Origin of the sequence: Rufibacter roseus, from assembly GCF_001647285.1 — a bacterium.
GTDB lineage: Bacteria > Bacteroidota > Bacteroidia > Cytophagales > Hymenobacteraceae > Nibribacter > Nibribacter roseus.
In genome coordinates, this window is sequence record NZ_LRML01000016.1 from 51,060 (window position 1) to 67,104 (window position 16,045).

The following is a 16,045-nucleotide window of genomic DNA, read 5'->3' on the forward strand; positions in this document are numbered from 1 at the left end:
ATCTACACTTATGATACCAGCTATTTTTAGCTTTCTGGTCATGCTCAATCCCTTCGCCTTGTTTCTTTACCTGAAGCCGGTCATGAATGATTTGTCAGACGCAGATTTCAAATCTGTATTTCTGAAAGCCTCCTTTATTTCATTTTCTATCTTTCTAATTTTTCTGCTTTTCGGGGACATTGTTTTTCAGAAGGTTTTCCGCATCAATTTTGAATCTTTCCGGATTTTTGGCGGCATCGTACTCTTCTCTTTTGCTTACATTTTTATTGTGCAGGGCAAAAAAGCTTTTATTCAGATCAAAGGTGACTTACATGATCTGGCTTCTGAAATAGCCCTGCCTTTCATGGTAGGAGCCGGTACTATCTCCCTCACCATTGTTATGTCAGAGCAGTTGGAACTATGGCAGGGTGTTGTTTCGCTGGCGGTGATCATGCTCTCGAACTTTGTCATCATCATGGGGCTTAAGCAAATCCGCCGCAGTATGCGCTCTAAAAATGTTCAGCAGGCATTTGACAAGAACATGGAGCTACTGCTGCGCATTAACGGCTTCTTTCTGGGTGCCATCGGCGTGGACATGGTGGTGACAGGCATCAGCAACCTGTTGGGTGTAACTACCCAAGCATAGGTTGCTGCGCCATTATTTAATTACTTGATAACTTTTTCTGAATACACTAGCCAAAGCGGAATATCAATGTCCATGTTATAGAGATTAGTAGGCACGCTGCCCAAGCTAAGAGATGGAATGGGGTTGTTACCTTTAAGCCCCAATACCAGCAAATCATATTTTTTCTTACGAAGCTGCAAGCAAATTCGCTCGGCGGTGCTTTTACCGGCGGCTCGAACCAAAACATAAGGGACATCAGCTATTTCATTGTGCCGTTTTTGCAGATCCTTAAACTTTCCACTTACCACTTCTACTGCTTTCTTTATAGCTTTCTCTTCTGAAATAAGCGGAAAATACTGCGTAGGCAGCTTGTATACATGCATAATCTCCAGCTTAAGCCCTAGTTGGTCTGAAAGGCTCTTACTCAGCCTGAGTCCATGCACAGAGGCGTCTGAAAAATCAATGGCGGCTAGTATGCTTTCAATATGAAGATTTGCTGTTTCAGGAAAGACCAGAACGCTGCATGGTAGTATGCGAAGAAGTTTAGTGCCCAGTGCCCCAGTACTTTTGTTGCTCATTCGCTTGCCAAGCACGGTAAGTTTTATATTAAACCTTTTTACCAGGTCGGCCATCATCACCTCCGTGTTTGGTTCTTCGCTCACCAATATCTCATGGTCGCAACCTCCAGCAAAACATTCTGCCACTATATCAGCAATGTTCGCCTCCACTTCCTGGCTCAGGTCCACATCTCCAAAGGTTTCGCGGAAATCTTCGCTCAATTCAGAGGTCTTTATATTATGTACAAAATATACCTTTTTCACCGGCAAGCGCTCACACATTGACCTGGCGAAAGTTACCAGTTTCTCGTCTATGTCGCTTAGGTCCAGGCATACCATCATGGCGTCTATTGTAATCATCTTTCTGGTATTTAAAGGTTACAGTGTCTCGTTTTTATTTCCTTCTGAAGCTTGGGGTTGCTGCTTTGCGGCACGTTTCGCCAACAGTTCTGTTACCAACTGCTGGTAATCTTTCCGTTGCTGGGCTGTATTAAGGTTGTTTACTTCCTCCAGTTCCTCACTCAACCCCCTGTACAGGCTATAGCACATCAACAGCAGAATTAGCGCGAAGGGCAAACCTGTAATGATGACAGCCGTCTGAAGGGCCTGCAGCCCTCCCCCAAGAAGCAACACAGCTGCGATACCGCCTTCTGCCACTGCCCAGAAAATACGGATTCCTACCGGAGAGTCGGTTCTGCCTCCTGATGTTAAACTATCTACTACTAGCGAACCAGAGTCTGATGAGGTGACAAAGAAACCTGCTACCAATACGATGCCTATAATGGAGAGAAACGTGGAGAAAGGAAGTTGTTCAAAAAACACAAACAGAGCGGTAGACATATCGTTGGCTACTGCTTCTGAAATGGCCGTTCCTCCTGATAACACTTCACGCAAGGCTGTGCTGCCGAACGCCGTCATCCATAAAAACGAAAGCAGAGATGGCACAATAAGTACGCCAAGCACAAATTCCTTAATGGTGCGGCCTTTAGAAACACGTGCTATGAATATGCCCACAAACGGAGCCCATGAAATCCACCAAGCCCAATAGAAGACGGTCCAGCCGCCTTGCCAGTTACCGGAAGAATAGGCTTCGTTCCAGAACGAAAGTTGCAGGAAACTTCCCAGGTAAGAGCCGGTGTTCTGCACATAAGAGCCCAAGATGAAAACAGTTGGCCCCAAAAACAGCACGGCTACCAGTATAAAGAGAGCAATCCTAATGTTCCACTCACTCAATATACGCACTCCTTTTTCTACACCTGTTACAACTGATACGGTTGCCACTGCCGTGATACCGCCTATCAGCATTATTTGAGTGTAGACATCATTATCAATGGCCGGGAAGACGTGGTGCAGGCCAGATGCTACCTGGCTCACCCCTAGTCCGAGAGAAGTTGCCAAACCAAAAAGAGTGGCCAGAACAGCCATTATATCAATAATATCACCTATAAGGCCATGAATACGCTCACCTAAGAAAGGGTAGAAAACTGAGCGTACTGTAAGCGGAAGTTTTCGGCTGTAGGTAAAGTAAGCGAGCGACAGCCCCACCAACGCATATATGGCCCACGCATGAAAGCCCCAGTGCAGGAAAGTGAAGTTCATGGCTTGCCTTGCCGCCGCCGGCGTACCGGGCTCTCCCATTGGCGGCGTCTGAAAATGGTTAATGGGTTCCGCTATACTCCAGAACAGTAACCCTATCCCCATACCGGCACTGAAGAGCATGGCAAACCAGGAGGAGGTGCTGAATTCAGGTTTAGCGTCCTTGCCGCCTAACCTTATGTCCCCGAATTTGCCAAAGGCCATGTACAGGCAGAAGCCCACGAAAATATTTACGCTCAGTATAAACAGCCAGCCCATGCTGGAGGTAACAGAACTTTGAATTTCGCTGAAAAAAGCCTCGGCATCTTCTCTGAAAATCAGCACAAGCGCTATGCTGATTATCAATATTATGATGGAGGACCAGAACACCGGCCCGTTTACATGTAACCCGAAAGACTTTTTGGTATCACTTCTTGTAACTTTACTCATCAATTATTCTTTTTTAAATCAGAAATAATAGCCCATGTTAACATTAAAGCGCATGTGCCAGCGGGTATTTCCTGGCGTGCCTGCAGAAAAGGCATTTTCCCATTCGGGCCCAAGCCAAGCATGGTTGTACCCAAAGGCTGCATCTGTGTAAATATACATGGGACCGGCCGTAAATAGCGCACCGAGCACGTTCATGTGGGAGTTCTCAAACCCTTCCACTCGCTTATTGTAGTAGCCATAGTTGTTGTATACTGTTATGCCCTGCAAAAGACGTGTTTCAATTGGCAAGTGGTAAGCAAGGCTGGCAGTATATACTTCACCCCGCGCGGCTACATTATAATTAGCTCCGTAAGCTCCCATCTCCACAACATGTTGGTCTGCCTCAGGAGCATTCTCCGGATCAATGCGGTAAAGCATGGCCTGTAGCTTAACGTTCCAGGGGCTATGGGCTGCTTTGTATTCATAATGCACCGCCGCGGCATGTCGTGTTCCGTTCCGTCTTGTATCAAGGTTGTAGAGCAGCCCGCCTTGCAGGGAAGCTCCCAGCTCATGCCCCAGACTATCCCCCATGCGCCTAACTACTTTGAAGTCCAGCTGGTTATTTTCTTTGTTCCGGCCTGTTATATCATAAGAGTAGCGATTAGGGCTGGGTTCTGATAAACCGAACACAAACTCCTCTGCACTTTTATAGTAGGCCGCCTGCCATTGCCAACGTCCTGAATCGTGTATGTACTTCACTCCCATGTCATGGTCATCTTCAAACCCAATGTAGTAGGTCATGTTAAAAAACCAGTTGTTGGAGTTATACTGCTGTATACCGAATGGAACCTGGTTAAGCCCGACTTGTATTTGAGACCGGTCTGAAAAATCGTACTGGAACCAGCCCTGCTTCAGAAAGCCACCGCCAAACGCCTGGGAATATTGCCGGTACTCTGCATTTAATTTGATGCCTTTGTAGGCTGATTCCACATTTATGCGAAACAGGTCATAGCCAAAGTCTCCACCCCTCTCTATCTGATCCTTTTTCCAGGAAGAGAGGTTGTAGTTGAACCGTACGGCGCCTCCCAGCTTAAGTAGCGGCTTTTCTTCAGGTTTCTCTTCCGGGTATTGGGCGTAGCATAATGTACTTACAAAGCAGATAACGGAGAGTAAAAGTGTTCTTATCATAAAAGAAGTCAGTCTTCCATACCTAAAGGGGCTGTCAATAGTTTGACGTTTAAATTTTATAAACGTTGTATGAACTCTGATTTAAGTATTCTTTACCGCTATATGAGATACATGCAAAAGGCCGCATGAAACAGATGAAAGCATCTAAGAAATGTAGAATATAGAAGGAGATTATTTGCAGCCTTAGGTAAGGGTAAGGGTAACGGCCGACGTTGGGTAAGAGTAAGCGGGAAAAACAAGGGTAGATATTGATATTTATAATGCGGGGACAGAACAAAGGTCAGGAAGGAAGATTTAGTGCTAAAAAAATGAAAACAAAAAAGCACTTACAAGTTTTACCTTATAAGTGCTTTTTCTAGTGATCCCGTTTGGATTCGAACCAAAGACCTACTGCTTAGAAGGCAGTTGCTCTATCCAGCTGAGCTACGAGACCATCGAAACGAAAATGAGTAATGGAGAATGTCTTTGTAGTCATCCAACATTACTCATCTTTTTTCGTCGGGGTGGCAGGATTCGAACCTACGACCTCCACATCCCAAATGTGGCGCGATACCGGGCTACGCTACACCCCGAGTCTTGCAATTTCCAGTTAACCAACTAACTAAAACCTAACCTTCTGGTGAATTGCGGTGCAAAGATATAAAATGAAATTTTCTCGTCAAAATTAATTTACAAGAATATTTCGCGGAGAGAGGGGGATTCGAACCCCCGGTACCCTTTAGAGGTACGGCAGTTTAGCAAACTGCTGGTTTCAGCCACTCACCCATCTCTCCGGGCAGCTCTTTCGGTTAAAGAGTGTGCAAATATAGCGGAACTAAAAGCAGATTCGCAAAAGCCCCGACAAAAAAAGTTGACCCTTTTTTACAGATATTCTCCAGCGTCTTCAAATCCAGTGGCTTATAATTGTAAAACCAGTGAAATTATTTTTCGCAAAAGCCGTTCTAAACTGTAATGAGGGGTTTTCTGCCATTGATTCACCATTTCCGGCCTTGCCTTTGCTTTCGGAACTTTGTCTTAACTTGCAGCCCCTGCTCAAGTGAGCCTGATTTCGCCTATGACCTGGTACCTTCCTTTTACTTCGGTAGAGTTTTTCTTTTGCCTGCTGTTCTTGGTGCTGTACGGAGGCTACCTGTACCGTATTAAGCGGTTGGCTCATCAATTTGGGCAGAAAGCAAACGTTCTTTGGGCAAAAACTATCATCAGGACCATCTACATGGCTTTATTGATCATAGCGCTGCTGGGACCATCCTTCGGGGCAATGACAAAGGAAATTAGAACAAACGGAAAAGATGTGTTTGTAGCCGTGGATCTTTCGTTGTCTATGAATGCCACCGATGTTCCCCCAAATCGCCTGGAGAAAATAAAGCTGGAGTTGCTGGAGTTCATCAAGAATACCGATGCCGACCGAGTAGGGCTCATAGGTTTCAGCTCTGAACCTTTTGTTCTCAGTCCCCTGACCTACGACCAGGGCGCGCTGGAACTGTTTATTCAAACATTGAAAACCAGCCTTGCCCCGGCAGAGGCCGCCCGTTTAACCCCAGTTCTGGAACTAGCAAACCAGAAGTTCTCAGAAACAGAAACAAACCGTGAACAAGAGCGATCTAAATTGCTAGTCATTTTTTCTGATGGCGAAACCTTTGGAGAAAACATTGTAGAAGCTGCCCATGCCCTGAATGAGGCAGGCGTGCGGGTGTATACGGTAGGCGTAGGCACCTATACGGGCGGCAAAATTCCGCAGGGCCGGGGTTTCAAAAAAGATAATGATGGCAACACGGTTATCACGCGGTTAGAACCCACTACCTTGCAAGAAGTAGCAGCACTTACAAATGGCGCTTATTTTGAGGTAAATCAGAACATAAGTGAAGTACCAAGAGTGCTAAGCGCAGTAAATGCCGTTAAAAGTGAATTACGCCAAACCAAGGTAGTGGAAGTAGCCGCCAACAAATACCTTTACCCCTTGCTGGCAGCCTTCCTGCTTATAGCCCTGGATGTATTATGGACTTTACAGGTACTTAGAATATGAGAGTCTGGTGGTTGATCGTCTTGTTCTCCTTCTCCCCACTTGATGGTTTGCAGCGCATTGCCCTCCGGAACCAATACGCCCAACAGGCACAGCAGGCATATCAAACGCAGCAATACCAACTGGCGGCAACCCTATATGAGAAAATACGCCAGCAAGACGGCAATACTCCCTCTCAAGCCGTGCAGTTCAATCTGGCCCACTCCTACTTTCATTTACATGATTACTCAAAGGCTGCCCCACTTTATAGAGCCTTGCTTAAAGTCACCTCCAATAATAACACCCTTTCGGTGGTAGCAACCCAGCTTGCTTTGATTGAAGCTGAAGAAGGCAATTTTTTAAAAGCAGTTGAGCTATGTAAGCAGGCATTAAAGGCAGATGAAACAAACCAGGAAGCTCGCTATAATTATGAGCTGCTTCAGAAGTACCTGATCCTCCACCCTGAAAAGCTAAAAACACCTCCTCCCCCACCTAGAAAACCCGACCAAGGAAAAGGAGGCACCCAAAGCCCAAATCAGAAAGGCACCCCTTCCAACGGAGCATCTGGAGAGGCTGATGGATTGGGAGGAAACGGAAATATTCCGGATGGAGCCGCTTCTTCATCTAAGACTGGAGCCAATGGTCCGGAACAAGAACAGGCAAAGGGAGACAGCCCAGGCAACACCCGCAGCACTGGAGAGAATGGCTCTGGCCAGAACGCTACTGGCCAGAATGGCCGCGGGGGCAATCAGGCAGGAACAGACAGTGACGCTTTACTTCAGACCCGCTTTGAGCGACTTAAAAAACTTCAGCTTAGCCCAGAGAAAGCCCGGCAGCTTTTAGATGCTATGCGGCAGGAAGAAGCGCAGTATCTGCAACAACTGCCTCGCCGCAGAACACGAAAGGCAAATGATGACGGGCCTGATTGGTAGTTAGCGAAAGAATCTCAGCTGCCACCATAGCGGCTATTCTTTTCTATTTTAGGTGTGATTTTCGAAAAACAGCCCTAAAACAGATATAAAATGTTGTTTCATCAGTAAAACTGTATTGATGAGGCTTAGGCTGTGCTCCTAACTAGTCTGTGAAATGAGTAGAAAAGAACTTCACTATCAGTAAAAGTGGTGAACACGGTACCATCGCCTACGTACATTGGTTGTTTCAATGTTTCTCTTTTATTAGAATCAAAGTAACCCAGCTTGCTAACAACCGTTTGTTTTTCTTTTCCAGAACATATATCTTCACCTGAAAACCAGAACTGACTTACCATGCAAATCAAAGAAGTATACGTGATTTCCGCAGTGCGTACTCCAATAGGGAGCTTTGGCGGCGCACTCTCCAGCCTATCAGCCACTGAACTTGGTGCCATTGCCATTAAAGGTGCCTTAGAAAAAGCCGGTGTAGACAAAAGTCTGGTGCAGGAGGTAATCATGGGCAATGTGCTTTCCGCCAATTTAGGTCAGGCCCCGGCCCGACAGGCTGCCATCAAAGCCGGACTTGGCTATGAGGTGGAGTGTACCACCATAAATAAAGTTTGTGCCTCCGGCTCTAAGGCCATTATGTTCGCCTCTCAGGCCATAATGCTGGGTCATAAAGATGTGATAGTAGCGGGCGGAATGGAAAGCATGTCTAATGTTCCTTTTTACTTAGACAAAGCCCGTTTCGGAGCCAAGTTGGGGCACGGCCAAATGACCGACGGCCTTATTAAAGACGGCTTGTGGGATGTCTATAATGATTACCACATGGGCAGCGCCGCCGAGAATACCGCCCGTGAAATGGGTATTACCCGTGAGCAGCAAGACGAGTATGCCATTAACTCTTACAAAAAAGCAGCGGAGGCAGCCAAAGGAGGTTTCCTGAAAGATGAAATTGTTCCGGTGGAAATTCCGCAGCGGGGCAAAGACCCTATAGTTGTAACAGAAGACGAAGAATACAGCAAAGTAAACTTCGAGAAGATTCCGGGGCTGCGTCCGGTGTTTGATAAGGAAGGCACAGTTACTGCGGCCAACGCTTCTACCCTTAATGACGGTGCCGCCGCGGTGTTGCTCATGAGCAAAGAAAAAGCTGAAGAACTGGGAGTAACCCCAATTGCCAAAATACGTGGGTTCGCAGATGCCGAACAAGATCCGAAATGGTTTACCACCACTCCTGCCCTAGCCATACCAAAAGCCCTGAAAGTAGCAGGTGTAGACGCCTCTGAGGTAGATTTTTATGAGATAAACGAGGCCTTCTCTGTAGTGTCTTTGGCCAATAACCAAAAACTAGGCTTAGAAGGCGGTAATGTGAACGTGTACGGCGGGGCTGTTTCACTGGGCCACCCGCTGGGGGCATCAGGCGCCAGAATAGTGACCACGCTCATTAACGTCCTGCACAAAAAAGGCGGAAAAATAGGGGTGACCGGTATCTGCAACGGCGGTGGCGGAGCCTCTGCCATTGTGCTGGAAAGACTCTAAAAATTCTGAACTATACTAACTCAAAAAAGCCTTACGTTATATGTTAGGCTTTTTTTATTGAACTTGCGTCCATGAAAAAAATATTGTCCTCTTCTTTTTTGTTCTTGTCTTTGCTTTGCCTGCGCTTTTCTGCAGCAGGGCAAACGCAGCAGGTCATTACCTATTATGACTCGCTCCAGACAAGTATAAAAGAGGTGTACTTTATCAAAACAAATCCAGATACCCTTATTCACGGCTACTTCCGGAAGTACTACCCTACAGGTGAACTGGAAGTGTTGGTAAAAGTAGTAGATGGCAAAAGAGACAGTTTGTACACTGAGTTCTTCCCCGAGGGGAAAGCCAAACTCACGGTACCCTATAAAGACGGCAAGAAGAATGGCCCTTTTGTAGCCATTTACCCCAGCGGAAAATTGCTTCAACAGGGCTTCTATGAAAATGACCTTCGGTCTGGTCCGTACAAAACCTTTTATGAGAATGGGCAGCTGAAGCAGGAGACTAACTTTGTAGAAGGTTTTCCGGAAGGTGTGATCAAAGAGTATTTCCCAGACGGAAGGTTGAAATCAGAGATCACGTATAAGCGCAAAACCCAGAGCGGCCCAACCCGAACCTTTCATCCCAACGGTGTAGTTGAAACAGAGGCTACCTACCGCAACGGAATGCTGGAGGGAAACATAAAGACGTATTATGACAATGGCCAGCTTGAAACTGAAACCATAAGTGAAGGGCCCAAAAAGCTAGCGAAGGTAAAAACCTACTACCGCTCCGGTAAAATCATGAACGAAAGCGGCATCAAGGAAGGTAAACCGGAAGGCCCTTCAATGTCTTTTTATGAAAACGGACAGCGCCGCAGTACCCACATCTACTCTAAGGGGGTAAAAATCGGCACCGCCCAGTTCTGGGATGAGCAGGGTCGCCTGCGGGAGGAAATAAAATACTCTAACACAGAAAGAGACAGGAAAATAGTACGCTATCACGCCAATGGTGTCATTGCCGCCCAAGAAGAATGGAAGGACAATAAGCGCTACGGCACCTGGATGGAGTACCATGATAATAAACAAGTAAAGACGGTAGCACCCTATGATAAAAAGGGTAAGCTTAGCGGAGAATATCTCACCTACTACCCCAACGGACAAATCGCGTCGCAGGCCACCTATCAAAACGGCAAAATTATTAGCGCAGAGGTCACCTATTACGCCTCGGGTAAAGTGAAAAGCGAAACCCTCTACCGCGACGGACAAAAGTTCGGCACATTCAAGCAGATGTATGAGAACGGCAAAACAGAACTAGCCGGCACCTACCACTACAACCGCCCCACCGGCACCTGGAAGTATTTTGATGAAAGCGGCAAAGAACTCCGTACCGTTGAATATCTCAATGGTAAAGTAGTTGCAGACACGAAGAAATAAACCTTCTATCGTTGTTCGTTATTAGTTGTTCGTTATTCGCTACACATGTTAAGGAAGATCTTTTGGCAGTAATGTTTCTGCTTCTTACCATCCTCAACTCACGCTTAACTCTAACCTTAACTTCAATCAACAAATAACGAACAACGAATAACGACCAACATTTTCCGCCTGATTTTCAGAAAACAAGCCTAAAACAGAAAAGATATCACGTCTTAAAACTGCCTGAAAATTTTCTTCCTTGGGTGTAACCCCGTACTTTAGTAGCCCAAATAAGAAAAGCTGACTATGACGGACGCTCAATTGACTGCCTCTCTCCGCACAGATTGGACCATGGATGAAATCCGGGCCATCTACTATAAACCGGTTCTGGAACTTATTGTAGAAGCCGCACAGGTACACAAACAGCACCAGGCAACCGGCGAAGTGCAGGTATGCACTTTGCTTTCAGTAAAAACCGGCGGCTGTCCTGAAGATTGCGCCTATTGCCCGCAAGCAGCCCGTTATCATACTGATGTTCCCGTACATAAATTGCTAAGCAACGAAGTAGTGTTAGAGGCAGCCCGTCAGGCAAAAGAAGGGGGCTCTACCCGCTTCTGCATGGGCGCCGCCTGGCGCGAAGTACGTGACAACCGCGATTTTGACCGCGTGCTGGAAATGGTGGAAGGCGTGAATGAAATGGGTCTGGAAGTTTGCTGCACCTTGGGTATGGTAAACGAATATCAGGCCGAGCGTCTGAAGCAAGCGGGCCTTTATGCCTACAACCACAACCTTGACACCTCAGAGGAAAACTATAGCAATATTATCACCACCCGTACCTACGGCGACCGGCTTGACACCATTGAGAACGTGCGCAAAGCGGGTATTTCTGTGTGTAGTGGCGGTATTATTGGCTTAGGCGAAACCGACGATGACAGAATTGCCATGCTGCACGTGTTAAGCAACCTGAAGCAGCACCCTGAATCAGTGCCGGTGAACGCGCTGGTGCCGGTAGAGGGAACACCGTTGGCTGAGCAGCCACGTGTAAACGTTTGGGAAATGGTGCGCATGATTGCCACCGCCCGTATTCTAATGCCTAAAACCATGGTGCGCCTTTCAGCGGGTAGACAAGAAATGTCGGTGGCGGAGCAGGCACTTTGCTTTTTAGCTGGCGCCAACTCTATCTTCTCAGGAGACAAACTTTTGACCACGCCAAATCCGGGTTTCGCCGATGACAAGGCTATGTTTGAAATACTGGGCCTAACGCCACGTAAATCCTTCAAAACCGAAACCGCCTGCGGAGGTACCATGCCTGCCCCCGCTGAGGCTGTGCAGGCTGTTGAACTTACCGCAGAATAAGCATTTGGCATGAAGGTACCCAATAAACTGCTTAGGCAATTGGAGACCCGTGCCCAAAAAGGCATCCAGCGGCAACTAACCACCGTTGCCGCTGGCCTAATAGATTTCAGCTCGAACGATTACCTCGGCTTAGCGCAATCTAGTAGATTAGCTACTGCCGTAGCCCATGAACTGGCAGACAATCCGGCACATGGCGCAACCGGCTCTAGGCTTTTAAGCGGAAACTCAGCGTTTGCTCAGGAACTGGAAGATACCATTGCAAACGTTCATGATGCCGAAGCGGCTCTCCTTTTCAACTCTGGTTATGCCGCCAATACTGGCTTCTTCTCGTCTGTTCCGCAACGCGGCGACACCATCTTCTACGACGAGTACAGCCATGCTTCTATCAAAGATGGCATCAGGCTGAGTTTCGCGCAGAGCTATCCGTTCCGGCACAACGATGTGCAAGACCTCCGGCAAAAGCTAAGCAGAGCCCAAGGCGATGTGTACGTGGTGGTGGAGTCCCTCTATTCCATGGACGGTGACTTTGCTCCTCTGCCAGAATTAGCCGCGCTCAGCCAAGAGCAAGGGCTGTATCTGGTAGTAGATGAGGCCCACACCAATGGCTTGTTCGGCTTGAACGGATCAGGTTTGGTAACGGAGCTTGGGCTGCAACAACAGATTTTTGCCCGTACCATGACCTTCGGAAAAGCATTGGGCTGTCACGGCGCCGCCATAGTTAGCTCTAAAATATTGCAGCAATTTTTGCTCAATTTCAGCCGGCCTTTTATTTATACCACCGCCCTTCCCTTGGCCTCCCTGTCAGCTATCAAACAAGCATATAGGCTGCTACCGGAATTAGAGATGGAACGGGAGAAGGTGCAGCAGTTATCAATATTATACAGAGAGTTACAAAAAGACAGTAATGTTTTAGCTCCGTTTTCAGAAAAACAAGCCAAAAACAGCCCTATACAGGCATGGCATTTGCCAGAACCGCAGGCGCTCCGCCATTTGGCCGCTGTTCTTCAGGCCAACGGTTTAGATGTAAGGCCCGTGTTCAGCCCTACCGTTCCGGCGGGCAAAGAACGCCTCCGCATTGTGCTGCATGCTTTTAATACCCAGGAACAAGTACAACAACTATGGAATCTGCTTATCCAATTTCACCCAAAAGATATTTCGTTACAGGTATAGGCACTGATGTAGGTAAAACCGTGGCGGCCTCTGTCTTAACGGAGGCCCTGCAGGCAGATTACTGGAAACCTGTGCAGGCGGGTAGTCTGGATTTCACTGACACGAATGCTGTGCAGAGCTTGGTTTCAAATACCAAAAGCGTGTTCCACCCAGAGGCGTACCGGTTAGAGATGCCCGCTTCACCGCATACGGCAGCGGCGGCAGAAGGAATTCGTCTGTCCTTAGACGCCATTGAGGCCCCAACTACCAAAAACCATCTGATAGTGGAAGGAGCCGGAGGCGTGATGGTTCCCCTGAACGAGCAAGACCTGATCATTGACCTCATTCAGAAACTGAAGCTGGAGGTGATTTTGATTTCCCGCAATTACCTGGGCAGCATCAACCACACCTTATCAACGGTAGAGGTGCTAAAGTACCGCAAGATTCCTATTGCCGGCATCATTTTCAATGGCGTGCCGAATGATTCTACCGAGGACTTTGTGCTATACTATACAAAATTGCAACGCTTGCCCTCCATTGTCTGGGAAGATGACTTCACCCCGGAAGTGATTAGCCGCTATGCCAAATCCTTTCAATCTTTTCTGACAAACCATGCCTAAAAGTTTATCTGAACGCGACTCGGTGGTCAGCTGGCACCCGTACACCCAGATGCAGACGGCACCGCCGCCCATAGGCATTGTCAAAGGAGAAGGAGCGTTGTTATTCTCTGACGAAGGCAAAACCTACATTGATGCCGTTTCCTCTTGGTGGGTAAACATTCATGGTCACGCCCATCCGCACATTGCACAACGGGTAGCGCAACAGCTACAGACCCTGGAGCACGTGATTTTTGCCGGTTTCACCCATGAACCTGCCGTTGAACTGGCGGAACGACTTTTACGTCTGCTCCCCAACAATCAGAAAAGAGTTTTTTACACCGACAACGGATCTACTGCCGTTGAAGTAGCTATGAAAATGGCACTTCAGTACTGGTATAACCAGGGTAAGGAGCGCACAAAAATAATTGCGTTTGAAGGCAGCTACCACGGCGACACGTTTGGAGCCATGTCTGTGAGTGAGCGTTCTATCTTTACCCAACCGTTTCGGCAGTACTTGTTTGAAGTGGAATTCATACCGGTACCCATTCCTGGCAAAGAGGCAGAATCTCTTTCCGCTCTAAAAGCTTTGTTGCGGCAAAATGAATTCGCTGCTTTCATCTACGAACCCCTGGTGTTAGGTACTGCCGGCATGGTCATGTATTCTCCCGAAGTCTTAGATGAACTGATGGCGCTTTGTCAGGAGCATGAGGTGCTCACTATACAAGACGAAGTGATGACAGGCTTTGGCCGCACCGGTAAACGTTTCTCTGCTGATCACCTGACCCGGCAACCTGACTTCATGTGCTTTTCTAAGGGGTTGACCGGTGGCACCATGGCCTTAGGGGTTACCACCTCTACCCATTCCATTTATGAATCATTCCTGAGCCTAGACAAAACAAAGGCGCTTTTCCATGGTCACTCTTACACGGCTAATCCGGTGGCCTGTTCCGCGGCATTGGCCAGCTTGGATTTAGTGGAAAAACCACAATTTTCAAAGGATTTGGAGAGAATTACCCGGGCGCACGCTAATTTTGCGCTTGAGTTAAAGGGAAAAGCCGGTGTGAAGGAAGTACGGCAAACAGGAACCATTGTAGCCATAGAGTTTGCAGTGGGTGATACTTCTTATTTCCATAACCTCCGAGATCAATTATATCATTTTGCTCTGGACAATGGTGTGCTTCTTAGGCCGCTGGGGAATATTGTCTATGTTCTCCCCCCCTACTGTATTACGCAAGAGCAGCTAGATCAAGTGTACGCCACAATTGAAGGAATGCGGGAGTTAATAGAGAAAAACGGCTTTTAAGCCTCTTTTCTGAAAAACAGCATAAAAACAGATGAAACCAGCGGAACAGGAATGGATAGTGATAAGAGGCGTAGGTTCCGTCTCAGGGATAGGCTGTACTCCTGAGGAAATCCGGCAGGCATATCTACAGAACAAACCGGCTTTCACTACTCTACCTCATTTAGACGAAACAACTCCGGTTTCTCCGCTATCTCCTTCCGCAGAAATATCATTACAAGCCTTATTGCAAGAAGAGTCAGCCTATGCAACCGTAGACCGTTCAGTACAGTTGGCTATTCTGGCTGCCAGACAGGCGGTGGCAGCTGCAGGTTGGAAATCCGAGGAATTAGAAGCCACAGGTATTAATATCGGTTCTTCCAGGGGCGCAACGAGCTTATTTGAGCAGTCTCACACTGATTTTTTAGCCAATCCGCTGAAGCGTCTGCCGCCTGCTACCTCGCCTAGTACTACCTTGGGGAATGTGGCTAGTTGGGTTGCACATGATCTGCAGGCCTCAGGTCCAGTAATCAGCCATTCCGTTACCTGCAGTACCGCATTACAGGCCATAGCCAACGGATTGGCCTGGTTGAAATCTGGCATGGCAAAAAGATTTATTGTGGGCGGCACAGAAGCTCCTCTTACTCCTTTTACCATAGCGCAGATGAAAGCGCTTGGCATCTACAGTAAGTATGCGGCTGATAATTCCCCTTGCCGTCCGCTAAACCCTGAAAAGCAAAACTCTTTTGTGCTTGGTGAAGGAGCCGCATTTTTTGCACTGGAACGTATGACAAAGAGCGAAATCACCGCTCTTCCCGCTGGCTCAGTTATCACCGTGGAAGCGGTTGGCTTAGGCTTTGAGCTCAGTCCTTCAAAGACAGGAATCACACGAGAAGGCTTGCATTTTCAGAAAGCCATGCGAGAAGCTTTACGACAGGCCTCACTTTCTCCTTCTGACATTGATGCGATTGTTGTTCATGCACCAGGAACCAGAGCGGGAGACGTAGCTGAAATTAATGCTATGCGTAGCGTGTTCGGAGAATCACTTCCGCCATTGTTTTCTAACAAGCAACTAATTGGCCACACCCTAGGAGCTTCAGGAGCCCTGTCAGCAGATTTTGCTTTTACTCTTTTACAACAGGCAGAATCACTCTCCCCTCTATATAGTTCTTATCAAAACTCCACAATAACTTCTTATAGCAGAATCATAGTTAATGCAGCAGGTTTTGGTGGCAACTCAGGCTGTGTAGTATTGAATAAGCTGGTAAGGTAAATCCTGCTCTCAAATACATAGCAACACCTGCTACGGAGCTTGTTCATTAGCAGGAGAATTTGTGCACTTTTTAATATCCCATAAATTTATTCACCTGTTATTGATCTAACTCTTTCTGTTTAATTTTATATCCTTATGTTTTATTATATAGTTTATTAATATAATTCAATATTTATCAATTCTTACAATAAGTTAATATTAA

The 16,045-nt window shown here is 47.1% G+C and carries 13 protein-coding genes and 3 tRNA genes; 10 read left to right on the forward strand and 6 right to left on the reverse strand.

What is annotated here, in order from left to right:
* Positions 1-10: 10 nt before the first annotated feature.
* The gene (locus A8O23_RS18315; protein WP_074988432.1) at positions 11-625 is read left to right on the forward strand and encodes a MarC family protein; all 615 of its coding nucleotides are present in this window, start codon (positions 11-13) and stop codon (positions 623-625) included.
* A gap of 20 nt (positions 626-645) precedes the next feature.
* Here A8O23_RS18315 and A8O23_RS18320 read toward each other — a convergent pair whose 3' ends face one another.
* The 6 genes from A8O23_RS18320 to A8O23_RS18345 form a co-directional block, all read right to left on the reverse strand.
* Positions 646-1,521: a universal stress protein gene (locus A8O23_RS18320; RefSeq protein WP_066624586.1), complete on the reverse strand. Its 876-nt coding sequence runs from the start codon at positions 1,519-1,521 to the stop codon at positions 646-648.
* A gap of 18 nt (positions 1,522-1,539) precedes the next feature.
* Positions 1,540-3,186: a BCCT family transporter gene (locus A8O23_RS18325; RefSeq protein ID WP_066624588.1), complete on the reverse strand. Its 1,647-nt coding sequence runs from the start codon at positions 3,184-3,186 to the stop codon at positions 1,540-1,542.
* Positions 3,187-3,204: 18 nt separating this feature from the next.
* Entirely contained in the window at positions 3,205-4,353 is a 1,149-nt protein-coding gene (locus A8O23_RS18330) for a hypothetical protein (RefSeq protein ID WP_066624590.1), read from the reverse strand.
* A 359-nt stretch (positions 4,354-4,712) separates the two neighbouring features.
* A tRNA-Arg gene (locus tag A8O23_RS18335) sits at positions 4,713-4,786 on the reverse strand.
* A gap of 65 nt (positions 4,787-4,851) precedes the next feature.
* Positions 4,852-4,925, reverse strand: a tRNA-Pro gene (locus A8O23_RS18340).
* 113 nt (positions 4,926-5,038) lie between these two features.
* A tRNA-Ser gene (locus A8O23_RS18345) sits at positions 5,039-5,126 on the reverse strand.
* Between the two features lie 281 nt (positions 5,127-5,407).
* On the opposite strand from A8O23_RS18345, the gene A8O23_RS18350 reads away from it, so the two are divergent.
* The 9 genes from A8O23_RS18350 (at position 5,408) to A8O23_RS18395 (ending at position 15,843) form a co-directional block, all read left to right on the forward strand.
* Positions 5,408-6,376: a vWA domain-containing protein gene (locus A8O23_RS18350; RefSeq protein ID WP_066624592.1), complete on the forward strand. Its 969-nt coding sequence runs from the start codon at positions 5,408-5,410 to the stop codon at positions 6,374-6,376.
* Entirely contained in the window at positions 6,373-7,284 is a 912-nt protein-coding gene (locus A8O23_RS18355) for a tetratricopeptide repeat protein (protein WP_066624595.1), read from the forward strand. Before A8O23_RS18350 ends, A8O23_RS18355 begins: the two co-directional genes overlap by 4 nt.
* Positions 7,285-7,617: 333 nt before the next feature.
* Positions 7,618-8,802, forward strand: coding sequence for an acetyl-CoA C-acyltransferase (locus A8O23_RS18365; protein WP_066624600.1), 1,185 nt, complete (start codon positions 7,618-7,620; stop codon positions 8,800-8,802).
* 71 nt (positions 8,803-8,873) lie between these two features.
* A complete protein-coding gene (locus A8O23_RS18370) occupies positions 8,874-10,208 on the forward strand; it encodes a toxin-antitoxin system YwqK family antitoxin (protein ID WP_066624601.1) in 1,335 nt (444 codons plus the stop codon).
* A gap of 285 nt (positions 10,209-10,493) precedes the next feature.
* Positions 10,494-11,543 carry a biotin synthase BioB gene (bioB, locus tag A8O23_RS18375; protein WP_066624603.1) on the forward strand — a complete coding sequence of 350 codons (1,050 nt, stop codon included), beginning with the start codon at positions 10,494-10,496 and terminating at the stop codon, positions 11,541-11,543.
* A gap of 9 nt (positions 11,544-11,552) precedes the next feature.
* Positions 11,553-12,713, forward strand: coding sequence for an aminotransferase class I/II-fold pyridoxal phosphate-dependent enzyme (locus tag A8O23_RS18380; RefSeq protein WP_066624605.1), 1,161 nt, complete (start codon positions 11,553-11,555; stop codon positions 12,711-12,713).
* A complete protein-coding gene (bioD, locus tag A8O23_RS18385) occupies positions 12,662-13,312 on the forward strand; it encodes a dethiobiotin synthase (protein WP_066624611.1) in 651 nt (216 codons plus the stop codon). The genes A8O23_RS18380 and bioD overlap by 52 nt, the downstream gene beginning before the upstream one ends.
* Positions 13,305-14,594 (forward strand): adenosylmethionine--8-amino-7-oxononanoate transaminase, encoded by a 1,290-nt coding sequence (gene bioA / locus A8O23_RS18390; protein ID WP_066624613.1) that lies wholly within the window; start codon positions 13,305-13,307, stop codon positions 14,592-14,594. The genes bioD and bioA overlap by 8 nt, the downstream gene beginning before the upstream one ends.
* A gap of 31 nt (positions 14,595-14,625) precedes the next feature.
* On the forward strand, positions 14,626-15,843 hold the full coding sequence (locus A8O23_RS18395) for a beta-ketoacyl synthase N-terminal-like domain-containing protein (protein WP_066624616.1): 1,218 nt from the start codon (positions 14,626-14,628) through the stop codon (positions 15,841-15,843).
* Positions 15,844-16,045 lie beyond the last annotated feature (202 nt).